Origin of the sequence: Pseudomonas sp. SAS7, assembly GCF_052112345.1 — a bacterium.
In the GTDB taxonomy this organism is placed as follows: Bacteria; Pseudomonadota; Gammaproteobacteria; order Pseudomonadales; family Pseudomonadaceae; genus Aquipseudomonas; species Aquipseudomonas putida_Q.
In genome coordinates this window covers 48,871-71,003 of record NZ_JBEGGO010000009.1, presented here as the reverse complement: position 1 = coordinate 71,003, position 22,133 = coordinate 48,871, and the positions used below count along the sequence as shown (strand labels likewise).

General features: G+C 62.6%; 25 protein-coding genes. 14 read left to right on the top strand and 11 right to left on the bottom strand.

The genetic code is table 11. The annotated features are described in order from the left end of the window. Positions 1-8: 8 nt before the first annotated feature. The 7 genes from hpaH to ABI582_RS15780 form a co-directional block, all read right to left on the bottom strand. Positions 9-812, bottom strand: coding sequence for a 2-oxo-hept-4-ene-1,7-dioate hydratase (gene hpaH / locus ABI582_RS15810; RefSeq protein ID WP_442119662.1), 804 nt, complete (start codon positions 810-812; stop codon positions 9-11). Positions 813-829: 17 nt separating this feature from the next. Next, a complete protein-coding gene (locus ABI582_RS15805) occupies positions 830-2,137 on the bottom strand; it encodes an MFS transporter (protein WP_442119661.1) in 1,308 nt (435 codons plus the stop codon). Positions 2,138-2,192: 55 nt separating this feature from the next. Beyond that, entirely contained in the window at positions 2,193-2,597 is a 405-nt protein-coding gene (locus ABI582_RS15800) for a 5-carboxymethyl-2-hydroxymuconate isomerase (protein ID WP_426808790.1), read from the bottom strand. 62 nt (positions 2,598-2,659) lie between these two features. Next, positions 2,660-3,583, bottom strand: coding sequence for a 3,4-dihydroxyphenylacetate 2,3-dioxygenase (hpaD, locus tag ABI582_RS15795; RefSeq protein WP_442119660.1), 924 nt, complete (start codon positions 3,581-3,583; stop codon positions 2,660-2,662). 193 nt (positions 3,584-3,776) lie between these two features. Then, positions 3,777-5,237 (bottom strand): 5-carboxymethyl-2-hydroxymuconate semialdehyde dehydrogenase, encoded by a 1,461-nt coding sequence (gene hpaE / locus ABI582_RS15790; RefSeq protein ID WP_043199800.1) that lies wholly within the window; start codon positions 5,235-5,237, stop codon positions 3,777-3,779. Between the two features lie 5 nt (positions 5,238-5,242). Then, positions 5,243-6,007 (bottom strand): fumarylacetoacetate hydrolase family protein, encoded by a 765-nt coding sequence (locus ABI582_RS15785; RefSeq protein ID WP_049274710.1) that lies wholly within the window; start codon positions 6,005-6,007, stop codon positions 5,243-5,245. A gap of 10 nt (positions 6,008-6,017) precedes the next feature. Then, positions 6,018-6,677, bottom strand: a complete 660-nt coding sequence (locus tag ABI582_RS15780; protein ID WP_442119659.1) for a fumarylacetoacetate hydrolase family protein — start codon at positions 6,675-6,677, stop codon at positions 6,018-6,020. Between the two features lie 171 nt (positions 6,678-6,848). On the opposite strand from ABI582_RS15780, the gene hpaA reads away from it, so the two are divergent. Both hpaA and hpaR read left to right on the top strand, forming a co-directional pair. After that, positions 6,849-7,754 (top strand): 4-hydroxyphenylacetate catabolism regulatory protein HpaA, encoded by a 906-nt coding sequence (gene hpaA / locus ABI582_RS15775; RefSeq protein ID WP_442119658.1) that lies wholly within the window; start codon positions 6,849-6,851, stop codon positions 7,752-7,754. Between the two features lie 155 nt (positions 7,755-7,909). Next, entirely contained in the window at positions 7,910-8,332 is a 423-nt protein-coding gene (gene hpaR / locus ABI582_RS15770; RefSeq protein WP_258909067.1) for a homoprotocatechuate degradation operon regulator HpaR, read from the top strand. Positions 8,333-8,482: 150 nt separating this feature from the next. On the opposite strand, the gene ABI582_RS15765 is transcribed toward hpaR, so the two are convergent. Beyond that, complete coding sequence (locus ABI582_RS15765) at positions 8,483-9,571, bottom strand: asparaginase (RefSeq protein WP_197899402.1); 1,089 nt, start codon at positions 9,569-9,571, stop codon at positions 8,483-8,485. Between the two features lie 405 nt (positions 9,572-9,976). Between ABI582_RS15765 and ABI582_RS15760 the strand changes: the two genes are divergently transcribed. From ABI582_RS15760 to ABI582_RS15730, 7 genes are all read left to right on the top strand, one after another. Then, positions 9,977-10,936: a sugar ABC transporter substrate-binding protein gene (locus ABI582_RS15760; RefSeq protein WP_442119657.1), complete on the top strand. Its 960-nt coding sequence runs from the start codon at positions 9,977-9,979 to the stop codon at positions 10,934-10,936. 20 nt (positions 10,937-10,956) lie between these two features. Further along, the gene (locus tag ABI582_RS15755) at positions 10,957-12,510 is read left to right on the top strand and encodes a sugar ABC transporter ATP-binding protein (RefSeq protein ID WP_442119656.1); all 1,554 of its coding nucleotides are present in this window, start codon (positions 10,957-10,959) and stop codon (positions 12,508-12,510) included. Further along, positions 12,507-13,502 (top strand): ABC transporter permease, encoded by a 996-nt coding sequence (locus ABI582_RS15750; protein ID WP_132841548.1) that lies wholly within the window; start codon positions 12,507-12,509, stop codon positions 13,500-13,502. Before ABI582_RS15755 ends, ABI582_RS15750 begins: the two co-directional genes overlap by 4 nt. Before the next feature lie 4 nt (positions 13,503-13,506). Beyond that, a complete protein-coding gene (locus tag ABI582_RS15745) occupies positions 13,507-14,529 on the top strand; it encodes a LacI family DNA-binding transcriptional regulator (protein ID WP_028613277.1) in 1,023 nt (340 codons plus the stop codon). Between the two features lie 15 nt (positions 14,530-14,544). Continuing rightward, positions 14,545-15,453 (top strand): ribokinase, encoded by a 909-nt coding sequence (gene rbsK / locus ABI582_RS15740; protein WP_442119655.1) that lies wholly within the window; start codon positions 14,545-14,547, stop codon positions 15,451-15,453. Further along, entirely contained in the window at positions 15,450-15,848 is a 399-nt protein-coding gene (rbsD, locus tag ABI582_RS15735; RefSeq protein WP_043199736.1) for a D-ribose pyranase, read from the top strand. Before rbsK ends, rbsD begins: the two co-directional genes overlap by 4 nt. A 181-nt stretch (positions 15,849-16,029) precedes the next feature. Next, complete coding sequence (locus ABI582_RS15730) at positions 16,030-17,031, top strand: nucleoside hydrolase (protein ID WP_442119654.1); 1,002 nt, start codon at positions 16,030-16,032, stop codon at positions 17,029-17,031. Here the strand turns inward: ABI582_RS15730 and ABI582_RS15725 are convergent. Continuing rightward, the gene (locus ABI582_RS15725; protein ID WP_016499011.1) at positions 17,003-17,215 is read right to left on the bottom strand and encodes a hypothetical protein; all 213 of its coding nucleotides are present in this window, start codon (positions 17,213-17,215) and stop codon (positions 17,003-17,005) included. The genes ABI582_RS15730 and ABI582_RS15725 overlap by 29 nt on opposite strands. A 274-nt stretch (positions 17,216-17,489) precedes the next feature. On the opposite strand from ABI582_RS15725, the gene ABI582_RS15720 reads away from it, so the two are divergent. Next, entirely contained in the window at positions 17,490-17,819 is a 330-nt protein-coding gene (locus ABI582_RS15720) for an I78 family peptidase inhibitor (RefSeq protein ID WP_338744474.1), read from the top strand. A gap of 165 nt (positions 17,820-17,984) precedes the next feature. Here ABI582_RS15720 and ABI582_RS15715 read toward each other — a convergent pair whose 3' ends face one another. Together ABI582_RS15715 and ABI582_RS15710 are read right to left on the bottom strand one after the other, a co-directional pair. After that, complete coding sequence (locus ABI582_RS15715) at positions 17,985-18,197, bottom strand: cold-shock protein (RefSeq protein ID WP_016499013.1); 213 nt, start codon at positions 18,195-18,197, stop codon at positions 17,985-17,987. 163 nt (positions 18,198-18,360) lie between these two features. Then, positions 18,361-18,666, bottom strand: a complete 306-nt coding sequence (locus ABI582_RS15710; RefSeq protein WP_016499014.1) for a hypothetical protein — start codon at positions 18,664-18,666, stop codon at positions 18,361-18,363. A 337-nt stretch (positions 18,667-19,003) separates the two neighbouring features. On the opposite strand from ABI582_RS15710, the gene thrS reads away from it, so the two are divergent. The 4 genes from thrS to rplT all read left to right on the top strand — a co-directional run bounded on the left by thrS (position 19,004) and on the right by rplT (position 22,117). Further along, complete coding sequence (thrS, locus tag ABI582_RS15705; RefSeq protein WP_442119653.1) at positions 19,004-20,926, top strand: threonine--tRNA ligase; 1,923 nt, start codon at positions 19,004-19,006, stop codon at positions 20,924-20,926. Continuing rightward, on the top strand, positions 20,926-21,477 hold the full coding sequence (gene infC, locus ABI582_RS15700; protein ID WP_016499016.1) for a translation initiation factor IF-3: 552 nt from the start codon (positions 20,926-20,928) through the stop codon (positions 21,475-21,477). The genes thrS and infC overlap by 1 nt, the downstream gene beginning before the upstream one ends. Positions 21,478-21,538: 61 nt before the next feature. Beyond that, complete coding sequence (gene rpmI / locus ABI582_RS15695) at positions 21,539-21,733, top strand: 50S ribosomal protein L35 (RefSeq protein WP_003250667.1); 195 nt, start codon at positions 21,539-21,541, stop codon at positions 21,731-21,733. A 27-nt stretch (positions 21,734-21,760) separates the two neighbouring features. Next, positions 21,761-22,117 (top strand): 50S ribosomal protein L20, encoded by a 357-nt coding sequence (gene rplT / locus ABI582_RS15690; RefSeq protein ID WP_009394046.1) that lies wholly within the window; start codon positions 21,761-21,763, stop codon positions 22,115-22,117. The last annotated feature ends 16 nt before the right edge of the window (positions 22,118-22,133 follow it).

Here is a 22,133-nt window from a genome sequence, read left to right as displayed (position 1 = left end):
GCAGGTCCTCAAACGAAGCGGCAGGCAATGGAGCCGAGCATGTCGTAGTCGACGTGGAAGGTGTCACCTGGGCGAGCGGCGACCGGGCGGGTGAACGAACCCCCGAGGATGATCTGGCCGGGCTGCAGGGTGACGTCGTACGGCGCCAGCTTGTTGGCCAGCCAGGCAACGCCTTTGGCCGGGTGGTTGAGCACGGCAGCGCTGACCCCGGACTCCTCGATCACGCCATTGCGGTAGAGCACCGCCGGCACTTTGCGCAGGTCGATTTCGGTGGGGCGCACGGCCCGCCCGCCCATCACCACGCCGGCATTTGCGGCATTGTCGGAGATGGTGTCGAACACCTTGCGGGTGGCCTGGGTTTGCGGGTCCACCTGCTGGATGCGCGCATCAATGATCTCCAGCGCCGGGATTACCCACTCGGTGGCGTTCAGCACATCAAACACGGTGATGTTCGGGCCCTTCAGCGGCTTACCGAGGATGAACGCCAACTCCACTTCAACCCGCGGCACGATGAAGCGCTCGAAGGGGATGTCGCTGCCTTCGTCGAACAGCATGTCGTCGAGCAAGGCGCCGTAGTCGGGCTCGGTGATGTTCGACGACACCTGCATGGCGCGCGAGGTCAGGCCGATCTTGTGGCCCACCAGCTTGCGCCCGGCGGCGATCTTTTTTGCCACCCAGGCGCGCTGGATGGCGTAGGCGTCTTCGATGGTGATTGCCGGTTGCTCCAGCGAGAACTGGCGCACTTGCTCGCGGGAGCGTTCTGCCTGGTCGAGGCGGTCGGCGGCGTGCTGGATGAAAGCGTTGTCTAGCATGGGGACGGTCTCTTGATTCAAGGGTTGACGATGGCAGCGTGGGTGCGTAGCACCAGCAGGCCGCCCAAGGCGATGAATACGGCGAGTACGTACAGGGCCAGGCTGGCGCTGTGGGTGGTGTCGCGGACCCAGCCGATGAAGTAAGGGGTGAAGAACGAGGCGATGCTGCCCAGCGAGCTGATCAGGGCAATGCCGGCGGCCTGGGTGCGGGCGTTGAGAAACGCTGGCGGCAGTTGCCAGAACATCGGCAGCGCAGCACTGGCGCCCATGCCGGCCAATACCAGGCCAGCCAGTACCGGCACCGCCTGCCCGGGCGCAATCGCGGCAATGGCAATGCCGGCGGCGGCCATCAGCAGGGGTACGCACAAGTGCCAGCGGCGCTCGCGGTGGCGGTCGCTGGAGCGCCCGCACGCCAGCATGAACACGCAACCGGCCACGTAGGGCACAGCGCTGAGCAGGCCGACACTGGCGTCGCTGGCCACCCCGGCGCTGTGAATCAGGCTGGGCATCCAGAACGCCAGGGTGTTCACCGCCAGCATTACCGCGCAATACACCGCCACCAGTAGCCACAGCGCCCGGCTGGCGAAAATGGCGCCGAACGAGGTTACTGGCTTGCGCTGTTCCTCCTCGCCGAATTGCGCGCGCAGCGTGGCTTTTTGCTGCTCATTCAGCCAGCTCACCCGCTCGTAGTGCTCCGGCAAAACGGCCAGCACCACCAGGCCCAGCAGCACCACCGGCGCGCCTTCGAGCAGGAACATCCACTGCCAGCCACGCAGCCCGCCCGTGTCGTGCATGAAGGCCAGGATGGCCCCGGAGACCGGCCCGCCGACCACTCCGGCCAACGGCACGGCAATGGCGAACAGCGCGGTGACCTGGGCGCGGCGCCCGGCCGGGTACCAGCGGTTGAGGTAAACCAGAATGCCCGGGAAGAATCCGGCCTCGGCCGCGCCCAGGGCAAAGCGCAACAGGTAGAACGCGCTGCTGCTTTCGATCAGCAGCATGCTGGTCGACAACAGCCCCCATACCACCATCAGGCAGGCGATCCAGCGGCGTGGGCCAACGCGGTCGAGCATCAGGTTGCTGGGGACGCCGAACAGCGCATAGGCAATGAAGAACAGCCCGGCGCCCAGGCCATAGACCGTGTCGGACAAGTGCAAGTCCTGGCTCATCTGCATCTTGGCGAAGCCGATGTTGATGCGGTCCAGGTGGGCGAACAGGTAGCACACCAGCAGCAGCGGCAGCAGCCGCCAGGTGACTGCCCGATGGGTACTGTCGGCCCGTTCAACGTGTGCCTCGCGCGGCGAGGCGTGTTCGAGTGTGCTCATGTTTTTGTACTTGTTCTGTAATGAGTCGGGGGAGGGCGTGGTTTGAGCCGCCGCGCTAGCGGTTGAACAGTGGGTGCAAGGTGCTGTGCTTGGCGTCGTAGACCTGGGCGGTGCTGTGGTCGATCTGCACGGTGATGCCGATTGGGCGCTGCTGCAGCAGTGGGTCCAGGCGGGCTTTCAACACCGCCAGCAAGCTGTCGCCCACGGCTTTGTGCACCTCGGCGCTACGGCCGGTAGCCATGCGCAGGTTGGCGTACAGAAAGCCGTATTCGCCTTTGCCGTCGGCCACCGCGCAATGGGCGGCGGGGTAGGCCAGCACGCGGGTACCGCCAGTGGGGAACACGGCTTTGCCTTCGGCATCGCGCTGTTCGAGCATGGTGTCGGCCAGGGCGCGGCACAGGCCGGGGATGTCGGCGTCGGTTTCCAGGTCGGGGGTGTAGAGCAGAACCAGATGTGGCATGGGGCCTCCTCGGTGAGGAGCGGCTGGCCACCCGCCAGGGCGACCAGCCGCGAACGGGTGGGTTACAGGCGGCTGGTGGGCACCACGGCGGCCGGGTTGGCGGCCTGGGCAGCAGGGATGGCCGAGCCGTCCTGGGGCGTGACCGGGAAGATCGCGTTGATCTGGCCGGTGCCGGAAGAGCCGAAGTAGGGCGTGACCACTTCGGCCTTGCCGTCGTAATCGGACCAGCCCAGCGCGCCCAGCAGCATCGCCGTGTCGTGCATGAAGCCTTCACCGTGGCCTTTGGCGGCGTACTCCGGCAGCATCCCGCAGAACGCTTCCCACTCGCCGTCCTGCCACATTTGCACCACACGGTGGTCGAGGGTTTCGAGGAACGGGCTCCACACCTTGGTGGCAAAGTCCGGCGCCTGGCCGTTCTGCGCAAAGCGGTGCGACAGCGAGCCGCTGGCCAGGAACGCCACGGTGCCGTCGTAATGGTCTTCCACGGCCTTGCGCATGGCCCAGCCCAGGCGGGCACTGTCGGCCAGGTAGTGCGAGGTGCACAGTGCCGAGACCGAGACCACTTTGAAGTGCTGGTCCTGGTTCATGTAGCGCATGGGCACCAGGGTGCCGTATTCCGGGGCGAGGGTGGTGGCGTGGTGGGCCATGGTTTCGACGTTGAAGCGGTTGCACTCTTCGGCCAGCAGCTTGCCCAGCGCGGGGTTGCCGGGGAAGGCGTAGGGCATGTTGCTGATGAAGTGCGGCAGTTCGTTGCTGGTGTACACGCCCTCGAAATGCGGCCCGCACAGCACGTGGTAGTTGGCGTTGACCAGCCAGTGGGTGTCGAACACGACGATGGTGTCCACCCCCAGCTCACGGCAACGCCGGCTGATTTCGTGATGCCCGTCGATGGCCGCCTGGCGAAAGCCCTGGCGCGGGCCTGGCAGCTCGGACATGTACATGGACGGTACATGGGTAATCTTGGCAGTGAGAGCGAGTTTGCCCATGGGGGTCTCCGATAAGACGCTGTTGTTGTTTTGGGGCTGACGCGGTCCCTTGTAGGAGCGGCCTTGTGTCGCGATGGGGCGCGCAGCGGCTCCGGCAATATCTGCGGCATGGCTGAAATCCAGGGGCCGCTGCGCGCCCCATCGCGACACAAGGCCGCTCCTACAGGGACCGCATCAGCCTTGCAGGGTCAGGTCACACGCCCCAGCGCGGGATGTGGTGGCTACCCATGGAAATACACACGTTCTTGATCTCTGCAAAGACCTCGAAGCTGTACTGCCCACCTTCACGCCCGGTACCGGAGCCTTTCACGCCGCCGAACGGCTGGCGCAGGTCGCGTACGTTCTGGCTGTTGATGAACACCATGCCGGCCTCGATGCCACGGGCCAGGCGATGGGCTTTGCCGATGTCCTGGGTCCAGATGTACGAGGCCAGGCCATACTCGGTGTCGTTGGCCAGTTGCAGCGCCTCGGCTTCGTCCTTGAACGGGATCAGGCACACCACCGGGCCAAAGATTTCTTCCTGGGCAATGCGCATCTTGTTGTTCACGTCAGCGAACACGGTGGGCTGGATGAACTGCCCCTTGGCCAGGTGCGCAGGCAGGTTGGCCGGGCGCTCCAGGCCCCCGGCGACCAGGCGTGCACCTTCTTCGATGCCAATGCGGATGTACCCGGTGACCTTGTCATAGTGCTGCTGGGTGATCATCGAACCGACCTGGGTTTTCGGGTCGGTCGGGTCACCTACGATCAGGCGCTTGGCGCGCGCCGCAAACTCGGCGACAAACTGCGGGTACACGCTTTCCTGGATGAAGATGCGGCTGCCGGCGGTGCAGCGTTCGCCGTTCAGCGAGAAGATGGTGAACAGCGCGGCGTCCAGCGCACGTTCCAGGTCGGCGTCCTCGAAGATCAGCACCGGCGACTTGCCGCCCAGTTCCATCGAGTACTTTTTAAGGCCAGCGGTCTGCATGATCTTCTTGCCGGTGGCGGTGCCGCCGGTGAAGGAAATGGCGCGCACATCGGGGTGGCGGACCAGTGCATCGCCGGCGGTAGCGCCGTAACCCTGAATCACGTTCAGCACGCCATTGGGGATGCCGGCTTCTACAGCCAGGCGGCCCAGTTCGTTGGCGGTCAGCGGCGACAGTTCGCTCATTTTCAGCACGGCCGTGTTGCCCAGCGCCAGGCATGGCGCGGTCTTCCAGGTGGCGGTCATGAACGGCACGTTCCATGGGCTTACCAGGCCGCACACACCCACCGGCTGGTACAGGGTGTAGTTGAGCATCTGATCGTCGACCGGGTAGGTGTGGCCATCCATGCGCGTGCACACTTCGGCGAAGAAGTCGAAGTTGTGCGAGGCACGCGGGATCAGCACGTTCTTGGTCTGGTGGATCGGCAGGCCGGTGTCGAGGGTTTCCAGCTCGGCGAGTTTCGGCACGTTCTGTTCGATCAGCTCACCCAGCTTGCGCATCAGCCGGGCACGTTCCTTGGCCGGAGTGTTGGCCCACTTGGGGAAGGCTTCCTTGGCCGCAGCCACCGCCTGGGCCACTTCCTCGGCGCCACCGCTGGCGACTTCACAGATGGCGTCGCCGGTGGCCGGGTTGTAGTTGACGAAAGTATCTTTGCTTTCGACCTCACGGCCGTTGATCCAGTGCTTGATCATGCTGCTCATGCCTTGTTGTTCTTGAAGAAGTCAGCTTCGCTGACGATACGGTTGACCAGGCGACCGACGCCTTCCACTTCCACCACTACTTCATCGCCCGGCACCACATCGGCCAGGCCTTCTGGCGTACCGGTGGCGATCATGTCGCCCGGTTGCAGGGTCATGAAGCTGGAGAAGTATTCGATGAGGTGCGGGATGTCGAAGATCATGTCCGCGGTGGTGCCTTCCTGCTTCAGCTCACCGTTGATCCAGGTGCGCAGCTTCAGGTTGCTGACGTCTGGCACATCGGCCGCATCGACGATCCACGGGCCGACTGGGGTGGTGGCATCGCGGTTTTTCACCCGCAGGTTGGGGCGGTAGTAGTTTTCCAGGTAGTCGCGGATGGCGTAGTCGTTGCACACGGTGTAGCCGGCAACGTAGGCCAGGGCGTCCTCACGCTTGACGTTCTTCGCCGCTTTGCCGATCACCGCCACCAGCTCGCACTCGTAGTGCATGTATTCGACGTTGTCCGGGCGCCAGGTGACCTGGTTGTGACCGGTGTAGGTGCCCGGCGACTTGATGAAGGCCAGTGGTTCGGTGGGCGGCGCGAAGGCCAGCTCCCTGGCGTGGTCGGCGTAGTTCAGGCCCAGGGCGAACATGCTGCCGGTGGCGGGTGGCAGCCAGGTGACCTGGTCCTGATGGACCAGGCGGCCGTCGGCAAGGCGCAAGTGATCGTCTTCGACCGTGACATCGTGGGCCTGGCCGTCGAACTGGATACGGGCGTGTTTCACAGGTAATTCCTCACTCGGCGACGATGTGGTTGGTCAGCTTGCCCAGGCCGTCGATCTCGATGTCGACGCGGTCACCTGGCTGTACATCGACGCGGCCCTCGGGGGTGCCGGTGATCAGGATGTCGCCGGCGTGCAGGGTCATGAACTCGCTGATTTCGGCAATCAGCTGCGCCACCGTGCGTACGCAGTTGGCGGTGTTGTTGTGCTGGCGCAGTTCGCCATTCACATACAGGCGCAGGCCCAGGGCATCGGGGTTGGCCACTTGGCTGGCGGGCACCAGTTCAGGGCCGACCGGGCAAAAGCCATCACGGCACTTGGCCTTGACTGCCGGGCGGTAATAGCTGTCTTCGGGCAGGCTCACTTCGTTGACGATGGTGTAGCCCGCCACATGCTCCAGGGCTTGCGCCACGCTGACGCGGCTGGCGTCCTTGCCAATCACCACGCCCAGCGCCGGGCCGGGTTGCACGCGCTGCACGCCGGCCGGGAACACCACCTGGCCTTCATGCTGGTTGCGGGTGTTCGGGGTCTTGACGAACAACACCGGCTTGACCGGCAGTTGCTTGTACGGTGCTTCGACGAACGCCGCTTGGTGCTGCTGCAGCAAACCCTGGTAGTTCAGCGCGACGCCGAACAGGGTGCCGTTGGCAACGTCATGCAGGGCATGGCTCATGCTCTTCTCCTGGCAGTGCAGGGCGGTGGCCGTCCTGCGGATTTTGTTAATGTGTTAATGTTATAGTTAATATGTTAACGATGGTCAAGGGGTGGCCAGTGGCGCCTGCCGGCAAGGCAAGGCACCATGGGCCATCGTCAACAGGGTCAAGTGATTTGCGAGCAAGCAGCCATGAGCGACCGGCATCCGATACCCAACATCAACATCGGCCAGGTGTACGACCAGCGCTACAGCGACAGTGAGGTGCATTACGACCGGCTGGGCAACCTGGCGGGCTTTTTCGGGCGCAATATGCCGGTGCACCGGCATGACCGGTTTTTCCAGGTGCATTACGTGAAGTCGGGGACGGTGCGGGTGTATCTGGACGACCAGCAGTACATCGAGGCAGGGCCGATGTTCTTCCTCACACCGCCCACGGTCGCCCACGCGTTCGTCACCGAAGCTGACAGCGATGGGCATGTGCTGACCGTACGCCAGCAACTGGTGTGGCAACTGATCGAAGCCGATGCCAGCTTGCTGCCGGCAGGCATGCAGGTGCAGCCTGCCTGTGTGGCGCTGGGCAACCTGCCGGCCGAATTCAAGGCCGAGGCGCAGCGCCTGCAAGGCTGGCTGGACGCGTTGAGTGACGAGTTTGCCACGCAGCAACCGGGTCGCGAGGCGGCGTTGCAGTCGCTGACCCGCCTGATCATGATCAGCCTGCTGCGGCTGTGCCCCAACTCGCTGGAATCGACCCCGGCGCGGCATGAAGACCTGAAGATCTTCCACCGTTTCAATGCCCTGATCGAAGCGCATTACCTTGAGCATTGGCCGCTGGCTCGCTACGCGCAGCAGATTGGCGTGACCGAGGCACGGCTGAACGATGTGTGCCGGCGCATCGCCGACCTCCCGTCCAAGCGCCTGGTGCTGGAACGGCTGATGCAGGAGGCCAAGCGTTTGCTGTTGTTTTCCGGCAGCACGGCCAACGAAATCTGTTACCAGCTCGGCTTCAAGGACCCGGCCTATTTCAGCCGCTTCTTCAACCGCTACGCCAAGCTCACACCCGGGGAGTACCGCCAGCGGCAGGCAGAATTGCAGTGAAATGGCCATGGCGGCTCACCCGGTTGCTGTTGTTGTTTGTACCGGATGGTGGCAGCTGGGGCGCGTGGCCTGAATGGGTTTTCCATGGAACAGATTGCACTTTCCAGCCTGCATGCCCTTAAATTTGTGAATTGAGAAAAACCACAGGCTCGACCATGACCAAGACACAACCTTCGCTCACGCTAAGCCTGTTGCAGGCTCGCGAAGCCGCGATGGCATTTTTCAGGCCGCTGCTGAATGAGCACGACCTGACCGAGCAGCAATGGCGGGTAATCCGCATCCTCAAGCAGCAGGGTGAGCTGGAGAATTACCAGCTGGCGGAGCTGGCTTGCATCCTCAAGCCGAGCATGACCGGGGTACTGGGGCGCCTGGAGCGAGACGGGCTGGTGCGGCGGCAGAAGGCCGCGCAGGACCAGCGGCGGGTGTTCGTCAGCCTGACCGAAGGCGGGGAGGCGTGCTTTGCCTCGATGAAGGAGGGGATGGAGGCCAACTACCAGAAGATTCAGGCGCAGTTTGGTGAAGAGAAGCTACAGCAGCTGATGGGGTTGTTGAATGACCTGAAGCGCATCGCGCCATAACGTTCTTCTGGTCTTGTAGGAGCGGCCTTGTGCCGCGAATGGGCTGCGCAGCAGCCCCGGCGATTTCTGCGGCGAAGCTCAAATCCTGGGGCCGCTTCGCAGCCCATTCGCGGCACAAGGCCGCTCCTACAGGGGATGGCGGCGAGGTACTCAGTACTCCCAGAAAATCCGCTGCAGCTCTTTGCTGTCCTGGGTCTTGGTCATGGCGACCATCGCCAGAATCCGCGCCTTCTGCGGGTTCAGGTCGTGGGCCACCACCCAGTCGTTCTTGTCATCCGGCTGTTCGGCGTTGCGCAGCACGAAACCACCCTGGTTGACGTGCGACGAGCGGATGATCTGCACGCCGTTCTTGCGCAGTTCCTGCAACGCCGGCACCACCCGCGACGACACCGAACCGTTGCCGGTACCGGCATGGATCAGCGCTTTGGCACCGTTCTGCGCCAGTGCCTTGTAGGCGGTGTCGGTCACGTTGCCATAGCCATAGGCAATGTCCACCTGTGGCAGGCTGCTGATCTGCTTGATGTCGAACTCGGAATTGACCGTGTGGCGCTTGGCCGGCAGGCGGAACCAGTAGGATTTGCCTTCCACCACCATGCCCATCGGGCCCCAGGCGCTCTTGAAGGCTTCGGTCTTGATGTTGACCGACTTGCTCACGTCACGGCCCGACTGGATCTCGTCGTTCATGGTCACCAGCACGCCCTTGCCGCGCGACTGCTTGTCGCCGGCCACGGCCACGGCGTTGTACAGGTTGAGCATGCCGTCGGCAGACATGGCGGTGCCCGGGCGCATCGAGCCGACCACCACGATTGGCTTGTCGGTCTTTTCCACCAGGTTGAGGAAGTAGGCGGTTTCTTCGAGGGTGTCGGTGCCGTGGGTAATGACGATGCCGTCGACGTCCTTGCTCTCGGCCAGTTCGGCAACCCGCTTGCCGAGCTTGAGCAAGTCCTCGTTGGTGATGCTTTCAGAGGCGATCTGCATCACTTGCTCGCCGCGTACGTTGGCGATGTCGGCCAGTTCCGGCACGCCGGCAATCAGCTTGTCGATGCCCAGCTTGGCAGCCTGGTAGGTGGCGCTGTTGGCCGCGCTGGCGCCGGCGCCGGCAATGGTGCCGCCAGTGGCGAGGATGACCACGTTGGCCAGCTTCTGCTGGGTTTCGGCTTCTTTGGCAGAGGCGGTGGTTGGCAGGATCAGCAGCAGGGCGAGTGCGCTGGGGGCGAAGGTTTTAAGTGCGGCATTCATCGTTATTGTTCTCTCTCTTCCTAGTGAGATAGTTATTGAGTCGCGCAGGGTTGCAGGCATGTTTCGTACCAGCTTGCGCGGACGGCTCTTTGTGTGGGAGCGGCCTTGCGTCGCGATGGGCTGCGCAGCAGCCCCAGAATGCTGGCTTCAGCACACAATGCCGGGGCTGCTGCGCCGCCCATCGCGACACAAGGCCGCTCCTACAAGGGGCAGTTTTCCATTCGCAATTCCGAACAAGAATAGGAAAAGGTGTTCGGTTTTCCGGAAAAATCTGCATAATCGGCCACAGCAGTGCTTGGCCTCCGAAAGCCAAACGGATTTGACAAACCGCGGTCCTGTTTCCATAGTTAGTCAACGCAAACGTTTGCGATCCGATAAAAAACACAAGATTCGGAGTCATCGTCCATGAAACTGCCGTTCCCCGGTCGTCTGCTGGCCCTCGCTGTCGTATCCTCCCTTTCCCTCGCACTGCCACTGTCTGCCGCCCACGCCGAAGACAAGCCCAAGGTCGCCCTGGTGATGAAGTCTTTGGCCAACGAGTTCTTCCGCACCATGGAAGACGGCGCCAAGGACTACCAGAAAACTCACGCCAACGAATTCGACCTGGTCGCCAACGGCATCAAGAACGAGACCGACACCGGCGAGCAGATTCGCATTGTCGAGCAGATGGTCAATGCCGGCGCCAAGGCGCTGGTGATTGCCCCGGCAGATTCCAAGGCGCTGGTGTCGGTGGTGAAGAAGGCCATGGACCAGGGCGTGGTGGTGATCAACATCGACAACCGCCTTGACCCTGATCTGCTCAAGAGTAAAGGCATCAGCGTGCCGTTCGTTGGCCCCGACAACCGTAAAGGCGCGCGCCTGGTCGGCGACTACCTGGCCAACGAGAAGCTCAAGGCCGGCGACCAGGTGGGCATCATCGAAGGGGTGCCGACCACCACCAACGCCCAGCAGCGCACCGCCGGCTTCAAGGACGCCATGGATGCCGCGCAGATGAAAATCGTCTCGGTACAAAGCGGCAATTGGGAAATCGACAAAGGCAACGCCGTCGCCGCCGCCATGCTCAACGAATACCCCGAGCTGAAAGCCTTGCTGGCCGGCAACGACAGCATGGCGCTGGGCGCCGTGTCGGCCGTGCGCGCCGCCGGCAAGACCGGCCAGGTGCAAGTGGTGGGCTATGACAACATCAACGCCATCAAGCCGATGCTTGCCGATGGTCGCGTGCTTGCCACCCTCGATCAGGCCGCCAGCCAGCAGGCGGTGTACGGCATTCAGGCTGCGCTGAAAATGGTCAAGGGCGAGAAACCGGATGTGGATGCCGACAAAGTCATCCAGACCCCGGTCGAACTCATCACCAAAAAGCCCTGACGCAGCCAGGAGAAACGGCCATGCCTGCATCGGCCCATGAAGTGGTGCTGTCCGCTGGCGGGCTGGGCAAGACCTACGCCCAGCCCGTGCTCGGCGAGGTCAGCCTGAGCCTGCGCGCCGGCGAAGTGCTGGCCCTGACCGGCGAGAACGGCGCGGGCAAAAGTACGTTGTCCAAGCTCATCAGCGGCCTGGAGGTGCCCACCACCGGGCACATGACCTACCGCGGCCAGGCCTACGCCCCCGGCAGCCGCAGCGAGGCCGAGCGCCTTGGGGTGCGCATGGTGATGCAGGAGCTGAACTTGCTGTCGACGCTGACCGTGGCGGAAAACCTGTTTCTCGACAACCTGCCCAGCCGCTTCGGCTGGATCAGCCAAAAGCGCCTGCGCCAGTTGGCCACCGCCGCCATGGCGCAGGTCGGGCTCGATGCCATCGACCCGGATACCCCGGTGGGCGAGCTGGGCATCGGCCATCAGCAGATGGTCGAGATTGCCCGCAACCTGATCGGCGACTGCCATGTGCTGATCTTCGACGAGCCCACCGCCATGCTCACTGCGCGCGAGGTGGAGTTGCTGTTTACCCAGATCGAGCGCCTGCGCGAGCGGGGCGTGGCCATCGTTTATATCTCCCATCGCCTCGAGGAATTACAGCGCGTGGCCCAGCGCATCGTGGTACTGCGCGATGGCAAGCTGGTGTGCGACGAGCCGATACAGCGCTACAGCAGCGCCGAACTGGTCAACCTGATGGTCGGCCGCGAGCTGGGCGAACATATCGACCTGGGCCGCCGGCAGATCGGCGCGCCGCTGCTCAAGGTCGACAAGCTCAGCCGTGCTGACAAGGTGCGAGAGGTGTCGTTTGAGGTCAGGGCAGGGGAGATCTTTGGCATCTCCGGCCTGATCGGCGCCGGGCGTACCGAGCTGTTGCGCCTGATCTACGGTGCCGATCGCGCCGACAGTGGCAGCATCGCGCTAGGCCAGCCGCCGCAGGCGGTAAGCATCGACTCGCCCAAGGCCGCAGTGCGGGCCGGTATCGCGCTCATCACCGAAGACCGCAAAGGCGAGGGCTTGCTGTTGACGCAGTCGATCAGCGCCAATATCGCCCTGGGCAACCTGGGTGCGGTATCGCGGGCCGGCGTGCTCGATGGTGAGGCCGAACAGGCCTTGGCCGAGCGCCAGATCCAGGCCATGCGCATTCGCAGTGCTGGCGCGCAGCAAGTGGTGGGCGAGCTGTCTGGCGGCAATCAGCAGAAGGTGGTGATAGGCCGCTGGCTGGAGCGCGATTGCCAGGTGCTGCTGTTCGACGAGCCCACCCGGGGCATCGACGTGGGTGCCAAATTCGACATCTACGGCCTGCTGGCCGAGCTGGCCCGCCAGGGCAAGGCGCTGGTAGTGGTGTCCAGCGACCTGCGCGAGCTGATGCTGATCTGCGACCGTATCGCCGTACTATCGGCCGGCCGCCTGATCGACACCTTCGAACGTGACCATTGGAGCCAGGACCAGCTGCTTGCCGCCGCTTTTGCCGGTTATCAGAAACGTGACGCACTGCTGCACGATGCAGCCCCCAGGATGGATGTATGAAAACCACCCCGCTGGACACTCAAGGCGCCGCCCCCGTGCGCCGCAGCGGCACGTACTTTGGCCTGGGCACCTACCTGGGCCTGGCCGGCGCCTTGCTGGCGATGATCGTGCTGTTCTCGTTCTTAAGCAGCCACTTCTGGTCGTACAGCACCTTCAGCACCCTGGCCAATCAGATCCCCGACCTGATGGTACTGGCCGTGGGTATGACCTTTGTGCTGATTATCGGCGGTATCGACCTGTCGGTGGGCTCGGTGCTGGCCTTGGCTGCTTCTGCAGTGAGTGTGGCGATTCTTGGCTGGGGCTGGGGCGTGCTGCCGTCGGCGCTGCTGGGCATGGCTGTGGCCGCGCTGGCCGGCAGCATCACCGGTGGCGTTACCGTGGCTTGGCGTATTCCCTCGTTCATCGTCTCGCTCGGGGTGCTGGAAATGGCCCGCGGCCTGGCCTACCAGCTCACCGACTCGCGCACCGCCTACATCGGCGATGCCTACGCCTGGTTCTCCAACCCGATTGCCTTCGGTATTTCGCCAGCGTTCATCATCGCCTTGCTGGTGATTGTGCTGGCCCACCTGGTGCTGACCCGCACGGTGTTCGGCCGTTACCTGATCGGCATTGGTACCAACGAAGAGGCCGTGCGCCTGGCTGGCATCGACCCGCGGCCATACAAAGTGCTGGTGTTCGCCCTGATGGGGCTGCTGGCAGGCCTGGCCGCGCTGTTCCAGATTTCGCGTCTGGAAGCAGCCGACCCCAATGCCGGCTCTGGCCTGGAGCTGCAAGTGATCGCCGCCGTGGTAATTGGTGGCACCAGCCTGATGGGCGGGCGTGGCTCGGTCATCAGCACCTTCTTTGGCGTACTGATCATTTCCGTATTGGCGGCCGGGCTGGCGCAAATTGGCGCCAGCGAGCCGACCAAACGCATTATCACCGGGGCGGTGATCGTCATCGCCGTGGTGCTCGACACTTACCGTAGCCGGCGTGCAGGCCGGCGGAACTGACACTATGGCAACCATCAAAGACGTCGCGGCATTGGCGGGCATTTCCTACACCACCGTGTCCCATGTATTGAACAAGACCCGCCCGGTGAGCGAACACGTGCGGCAGAAGGTTGAAGCCGCCATTATCGAGCTGGACTACGTGCCCAGCGCGGTGGCGCGTTCACTGAAGGCGCGCAGCACGGCCACCATCGGCCTGCTGGTGCCCAACAGCGTCAACCCGTACTTCGCCGAGCTGGCAAGGGGTATTGAAGACGCCTGCGAACGCAACGGCTATTGCGTGATTTTGTGCAACTCGGACGACAACCCACAGAAGCAGCGCAGTTACCTGCGCGTGCTGCTGGAAAAGCGCATTGATGGCCTGGTGGTGGCCTCGGTTGGCCAGGACAGTGACCTGCTGCAAAGCCTGGCCTGCGTGCGCACGCCGATGGTGATCGTCGACCGTGAGCTGGAAGGCGTGGATGCCGACCTGGTGCGCATCGACCACGAGCACGGCGCCTACCTGGCCACCCAGCATCTGCTGGAGCTTGGCCACCGCGATGTCGCCTATATTGGCGGCCCTGCAGAAACCGGGGTTACCCAGTTGCGCCTGAACGGCTTCCGCCGTGCCATGGCCGAAGCCGGCGTGCCGGTGCTGGGCAGCCGTGTGCTGCACTGTGACTTTACCAGCCCGGGTGGGCATGCCGCAGCAGCGCAGGTACTGGAGGGCAAGCGGCCCACGGCGATTTTTGCCGGCAACGACATGATCGGCTTTGGCGTGCTGCGTGCTGCGGCCGAACGCAATATCAGCGTGCCCGGCGAGCTGTCGGTGATCGGCTTCGACGACATCGAGCTCAGCCGCTATGTGTACCCGCCGCTGACCACGGTAGGCCAGTCGATTCGCGAGCTGGGCGAGAGCGCCGCCTCGCTGCTGCTGTCGCGCATCGGCACACCCCGCCACGGTGCGGCGGAGCAACGCATCGTTGCCCCGCGCATTGTGCTGCGTGAGTCCACCGGGCCGCGCCCGGACCTGTTCAACGATTACCGCTAACGCTAAGGAAACGTCATGAATGCCAAGGTTGTGGTGGTCGGCAGCCTCAATATGGACCTGGTGGCCCGCGCCCAGCGCCTGCCCCGGGCCGGCGAAACACTCCCCGGCGAAAGCTTTTTCACCGTGCCGGGCGGCAAGGGCGCCAACCAGGCCGTGGCGGTGGCACGGCTGGGCGGCAGCGTGGCGATGATCGGCAACGTGGGTGACGATGACTATGGCCGGCAACTGCACCGGGCCTTGTATGTCGAGGGCATCGACTGCCAGGGCGTCAGCACCTGCCCGGGAATGTCCAGCGGTGTGGCACTGATCACCGTGGATGCTGCCAGCCAGAACTGCATTGTCATCATTCCTGGCGGCAACGGCCTGCTGACGCCGCAGTCGGTACAGCGCTTCGATGCGTTGCTGCAGGCGGCCGAGGTGGTCATCTGCCAGCTGGAAGTGCCAGTCGACACCGTGGCCTGGACCCTGACGAGGGCGCATGAACTGGGCAAACAGGTGATCCTGAACCCGGCGCCGGCCACCGGCCCCTTGCCGGCGGACTGGTTTGCGCGCATCGATTACCTCACGCCTAACGAAAGCGAGGCCGAAGCCCTGACCGGGGTGCCGGTGACCGACCAGGACAGCGCCCGGCGCGCCGGTGAGCGCTTGCTGCAGCTGGGGGCGGGCAAAGTGATCATTACCTTGGGCGCGCAAGGGGCCTTGCTGGTGACTGCCAAGGGCCACCAGCATTTCCCGGCGCCTGTGGTGCAACCGCTGGATACCACTGCTGCTGGCGATACCTTCATTGGCGGCTTTGCTGCCGGGCTGGTTCGAGGGCTGGAGGAGAGCGAGGCCATTGCCTTTGGTCAGCGTGCCGCCGCCTTGTCGGTTACCCGTGCCGGTGCCCAGCCGTCCATTCCCTACCTGGCGGAGCTGACACCATGAAGAAAACCCCCTTGCTGAACGTTGCCCTGTCGCGGGTCATTGCCGGCATGGGGCATGGCGATATCCTGGTAATCGGCGATGCCGGGCTGCCGGTGCCGCCGGGCGTGGAAATGATCGACCTGGCCATCACGCCCGGTCTGCCGGATTTCGCCAGCGTGTTGCGGGTAGTGCTGAGCGAGTTGCAGGTAGAACGGCATGTGCTGGCTGAAGAAATGCAGAAAGTGGTGCCGCCGGCGCTGGTAGAGATCGAGCGGCTGAAGGGCAAGCTGGGCAAGCGCGAATGGCTGAGCCATGAAGATTTCAAGGTGCTGTCGCGCAGCGCCCGCGCGGTGGTGCGTACCGGTGAATGCCAGCCTTACAGCAACATCGCCCTCATCTCCGGCGTGACTTTCTGACAGCCACCGCGCTTTTTGTAGGAGCGGCCTTGCGTCGCGATGGGGCGCGAAGCGGCCCCGGAAAGTTTTGCTGCGAAGCTGAAAATCTGGGGCCGCTTCGCGCCCCATCGCGGCACAAGGCCGCCCCTACAGGGGGCTGCGGTGTGTTTGTGTCCTGTGTTCTGGCAACAAGGAGTGCCCCATGCTCAAACCCCTGCTACAAGGAATCGCCTTCATGGCCACAGCCACTACCCTGCAGGCGGCCCCCATCGACCTGATCATCGACACCGACCCCGGCGCCGATGACGTGGTCGCGCTGTTCCTGGCCATGGCCTCGCCTGACGAGCTCAATATCCGCGCCATCACCACCGTGGCCGGCAACGTGCGCCTGGACAAAACCTCGCGCAACGCCCGCCTGGCCCGCGAATGGGCGGGCCGCGAAGACATTCCTGTGTATGCCGGCGCCGGCCGCCCACTGGTGCGCACACCGATCTACGCCGCCGACGTTCATGGCGAAGAAGGCCTGACCGGTGTGCAGGTGCACGAGCCGAAAGCGCCCCTGGCCCAGGGTAATGCCGTGCAATACCTGGTCGATACCCTCGGCGCAGCCAAACCGCACAGCATCACCGTCGCCATGCTCGGCCCGCAGACCAATCTGGCCCTGGCGTTGATCCAGCGGCCGGACATCGCCAAGGGCATCAAGGAGGTGGTGGTCATGGGCGGTGCCCATTTCAACGGCGGCAACATCACTCCGGTGGCGGAATTCAACCTCTATGCCGACCCGCACGCCGCCGAAGTGGTGCTGGCCAGCGGCGTACCACTCACCTACCTGCCGCTGGACGTCACCCACAAGCTGCTGACCAGCGACGCCCGCCTGAAACAACTGGCAGCCGTGAACAATCAGGCCAGCAAGCGCGTGGTCGATATCCTCAATGCCTACATCACCCACGACATGGACCTGTACGGCATGCCCGGCGGCCCGGTGCATGACGCCAGCGTCATTGCCTACCTGTTAAAGCCTGAGCTGTTCAGCGGCCGGCGCATCCATATCAGCATCGACAGCCGCGAAGGCCCGACCTTCGGCCAGACCATTGCCGACTGGTACGGCGTACTCAAGCAGCCGGCGAATGTGCTGTGGGTGGAGCAGGGCGATGCCCAGGGGCTGTTCGACCTGCTCAGCGCACGTCTGGGGCGATTGGAATAGCTGCGTGCGGCGCGTAGCGCTCGAACACCTGGTCGATAAAGCTGCGTGCCGCCTCGGCGCCGTTGTCGCGTACCAACAGGTCGATGGCGATCAACAGCAATTCTTCCGGTGTGCCAGGGCTGTACGCGCTCTGGCCCTCGGCCCATTTGACCTTGATGTCGGCATCGATGCTGTGGGTACTCATGAAAAGCTCTCGCTGGGGGCCCGGAACGAAGGGGGAACACCTGACCCTGGTGCTCGTTGGAGGCGGGATGCGCTCCACTTCTTGCAGCAAATCATGGCTTTGCGCCAGTGACCGTGCGCGCTAAGCATATGGCAAACGCAGTGGCTTGTGCAAAATCCAGTCACGATTGCTTTTCGCCTCGGCGCCAGAGTTCAGGCAGACTTGACCGGTTTTGCAACGAATACCCAGCGGAGCTGTCGGAACAGACAGTTCCCGGACCCATTTAGGAGGCTTCATGTTCCGTACCCGTGCTTACCTGGCAACCCTGGCGGTGGCTGCTGTTCTGGCTGGTTGCAGCACTGGTGGCAATGCTGGCGGCAACGCTGGCGGCGATGCCCCGGCGGCATCGGCTGGCAACGATGGCCGCTGCGACGCCAGCGGCGCCGATTTTGCCATTGGCAAGCCCGCCAGTGCCGAACTGCTGGAGCAGGCGCGCAAGGCCAGTGGCTCGCAGATGGCACGTATTCTCACGCCGCACGACGTGGTTACCCTGGAGTACCGCTCCGAGCGCCTCAACCTGAATGTGGACGAGCAGGGCAAGGTGACCCGCGTCAACTGCGGTTGATCCAGCTCCAAAGGCCCATGCGGTCCCTGTAGGAGCGGCCTTGCCGGGGCGCCGGACCGGCCGGAAAGGGCCGCAAAGCGGCCCCAGGTTTTTACCTTCGCCGCATGCGGGTAAGCGCCCATAAAAAAACCCGCCACAAGGGCGGGTTTTTTCACAGCTTCCGAATTACTCCGGACGAACCTGAGCAGCCTGCATGCCCTTCTGACCGCGCTCGGCGACGAAGGAAACTTGCTGACCTTCTTTCAGGCTCTTGAAGCCGTCGGATTCGATGGCCTTGAAGTGAACGAACAGGTCGTCGCCGCCGCCTTGTGGGGTGATGAAGCCGAAGCCTTTCTCATCATTGAACCATTTGACGGTGCCGGTTTGGCGATTGGACATGGGATGAATCTCCAGAAACTTGAAATTTTTCGAAGTGCCTAGACGCCTGAGCTGTCTGGCACAGATGACATCATAGTCTAATTCTGCGGAAGTAGCGCCTTTTACCTTCACCGGATGTTGATCCAGCGCAAAATAATCGTCAGCCACCACCGACTTTAAGGTTTCAGCGCTTCGGTGCGCAGGCCTGTTGCACCACGGTCTGGGCCTTTTGCATCAGCTTGGCGTCAACGCCATCCTTGCTGTCCAGGTCGGCAATCTCGGCGTCGGTGAAATTCTTTTTGATCGCTTGTGCGCCGCAGTCGCAGTGTTTTTTCGCGGTGGCAGCGTCAACGCCCTGGCTGCCTGCCACTTGCGTGCACTGGGCGGTGTAGGCGGCCTCCTTCCCGGCTGGGAAGTTGCCGGCGTTCGCAGCCACGGGCAGCAGCAGGGCGCCAGCGGCCGCCAGGGCCAGAAGAGACGGAACTCGCATAACCAGTTACTCCTTGGGTTAAGGTCTCATCAAGAGTAGGTTGCTTCCCAAAGTCTGAGCGGTATTTTTCCGCGTTAGTTCACCGCTGCGGTTCAATTTCCAAATATTTCTGCCTGGGGTGCAACCCGCGTGCTAGCATGCTCGGCTTGTGGTCGCGCTGTGCCGGCTGCAGCTATCTTTTTTCTTTCCAGTCACTCTGGTTCGTCCCTTGCAAGCCGAAAGGCTTCTGCCACTGTGAGGCAGGCTTCCTTATAAAGGAGGGCAGGTCGGATCTTGTACTGGCTCATCCCAACCCACGTGACCTTTGGTAGGGGTCACCACTAGGAGAGGAGGCGCCATGCCCACTATTACTCTTCCCGATGGCAGTCAACGTTCGTTTGATCACGCCGTATCCGTAGCCGACGTTGCCGCTTCCATCGGCGCCGGCCTGGCCAAGGCCACCGTCGCCGGCAAGGTCGACGGCAAACTGGTCGATGCTTGCGACCTGATCAGTCACGACGCCACCCTGCAGATCATCACCCCTAAAGATGAAGAGGGACTGGAGATCATCCGTCACTCGTGCGCCCACCTGGTCGGCCACGCAGTGAAGCAGCTGTACCCGACCGCCAAGATGGTGATCGGCCCGGTTATCGACGAAGGCTTCTATTACGACATCGCCTACGAGCGCCCCTTCACCCCTGAAGACATGGCCGCCATCGAAAAGCGCATGATAGAGCTGATCGAAAAAGACTACGACGTAGTCAAGAAGGTGACCCCGCGCGCCGAAGTCATCGATGTGTTCAAGGCCCGTGGCGAAGACTACAAGCTGCGCCTGGTCGAAGACATGCCGGACGAGCAGGCCATGGGCCTGTATTACCACGAAGAATACGTCGACATGTGCCGTGGCCCGCACGTGCCGAACACCCGCTTCCTCAAGGCCTTCAAGCTGACGAAGCTGTCCGGTGCCTACTGGCGCGGTGATGCCAAGAACGAGCAGCTGCAACGCGTGTACGGCACCGCCTGGGCCGACAAGAAGCAGCTGGCTGCCTACGTTCAGCGCATCGAAGAAGCCGAAAAACGCGACCACCGCAAGATCGGCAAGCAGCTCGACCTGTTCCACCTGCAGGAAGAAGCCCCGGGCATGGTGTTCTGGCACGCCAACGGCTGGACCGTGTACCAGGTGCTCGAGCAGTACATGCGCCAGGTTCAGCGCGCCAACGGCTACCTGGAAATCAAGACGCCGCAGGTTGTCGACCGTATTCTCTGGGAGCGTTCCGGCCACTGGTCCAACTACGCCGAGAACATGTTCACCACTTCGTCGGAAAGCCGTGACTACGCGGTAAAACCGATGAACTGCCCGTGCCACGTGCAGGTGTTCAACCAGGGCCTGAAAAGCTACCGCGACCTGCCGCTGCGCCTGGCCGAGTTCGGTGCCTGCCACCGTAACGAGCCGTCCGGCGCCCTGCACGGCATCATGCGTGTGCGTGGCTTCGTACAGGATGACGCGCACATCTTCTGCACCGAAGAACAGGTGAAGAAAGAAGCCGCCGACTTCATCAAGCTGACCCTGGACGTGTACAAGGACTTCGGCTTCAGCGACATCGCCATGAAGTTGTCCACGCGTCCGGCCAAGCGTGTTGGTTCCGAAGAGCTGTGGGACCGTGCCGAAAGCGCACTGGCCGACGCCCTGAACGAATCGGGCCTGGAGTGGGAATACCAGCCAGGCGAGGGCGCCTTCTACGGCCCGAAAATCGAGTTTACCCTGCGCGACTGCCTCGGCCGTAACTGGCAGTGTGGTACCCTGCAGTACGACCCGAACCTGCCAGAGCGTCTGGACGCCAGCTACATCGCCGAAGACAACAGCCGTATTCGCCCGGTCATGCTGCACCGCGCCATCCTAGGTTCGTTCGAGCGCTTCATCGGCATGCTGATCGAACATTACGCTGGCGTGTTCCCGGCGTGGCTGGCTCCGACCCAGGCGGTGATCATGAATATCACCGACAAACAGGCCGATTTCGCCCTCGAGGTTGAGAAATCTCTGAACGGTAGCGGTTTCCGTGCCAAGTCGGACTTGAGAAATGAGAAGATCGGCTTTAAAATCCGCGAGCATACTTTGCTCAAGGTCCCGTACCTTTTGGTTATAGGGGATCGCGAAGTCGAAACGCAGACCGTTGCAGTGCGTACTCGCGAAGGCGCAGACCTGGGCTCCATGCCCGTCGCCCAATTCGCTGAGCTTCTGACACAAACGGTTTCCCGGCGTGGTCGCCAAGAATCGGAGTAATGACTATTAAGCGTGAAATGAGAAACGATAAGCGTGCTGTACCGAAGGCCCCGATCAACGAGAATATCTCGGCCCGCGAGGTTCGGTTAATTGGCGCAGACGGCGAGCAGGTTGGCATCGTCTCGATTGATGAAGCGCTGCGTATCGCTGATGAAGCGAAGCTGGACCTGGTAGAAATCTCTGCAGACGCGGTACCGCCTGTCTGCAAGGTCATGGACTACGGCAAGCACCTCTTCGAAAAGAAGAAGCAGGCCAACGAAGCCAAGAAAAACCAGAAGCAGATCCAGATCAAAGAAATCAAGTTTCGTCCAGGGACGGAGGATGGGGATTACCAGGTAAAACTACGCAACCTGGTACGTTTCCTTACCGATGGGGACAAGGCCAAGATCTCTCTGAGATTCCGTGGTCGTGAGATGGCCCACCAGGAGCTGGGCATGGAGCTGTTGAAGCGGGTTGAAGCTGACCTGCTTGAATACGGCACCGTTGAGCAGCATCCGAAGATGGAAGGACGCCAGCTTATGATGGTCATCGCCCCCAAAAAGAAGAAGTAATCTCCCGGGCACGGCAGGCCTGATGATTATTGTGTAATTTTTTTCGAATGCGGAGTTCAACATGCCAAAAATGAAAACCAAGAGCGGTGCTGCGAAGCGCTTCCTGAAGACAGCTTCGGGCTTCAAGCACAAGCACGCTTTCAAGAGCCACATCCTGACCAAAATGTCGACCAAGCGTAAGCGTCAACTGCGCGGTGCCAGCTTGCTGCACCCGTCTGACGTGGCAAAAGTCGAGCGCATGCTGCGCGTTCGTTAATTCTGGTTAAGATAGAGGAAGTTACTCATGGCTCGTGTTAAGCGTGGCGTCATCGCTCGTAAGCGTCACAAGAAAATTCTGAAACTGGCTAAAGGTTACTACGGTGCACGCTCGCGCGTATTCCGCGTAGCCAAGCAAGCGGTCATCAAGGCAGGCCAATACGCCTACCGCGACCGTCGCCAGAAGAAGCGTCAGTTCCGCGCACTGTGGATCGCTCGTATCAACGCCGGTGCTCGCAACAACGGTCTGTCCTACAGCCGTCTGATTGCTGGCCTGAAAAAGGCTTCGATCGAAATCGACCGTAAGGTTCTGGCCGATCTGGCAGTGAACGAAAAAGCGGCGTTTGCTGCGATTGTCGAGAAAGCTAAAGCCGTTCTGGCTTAAGTACCCGCGACAATCA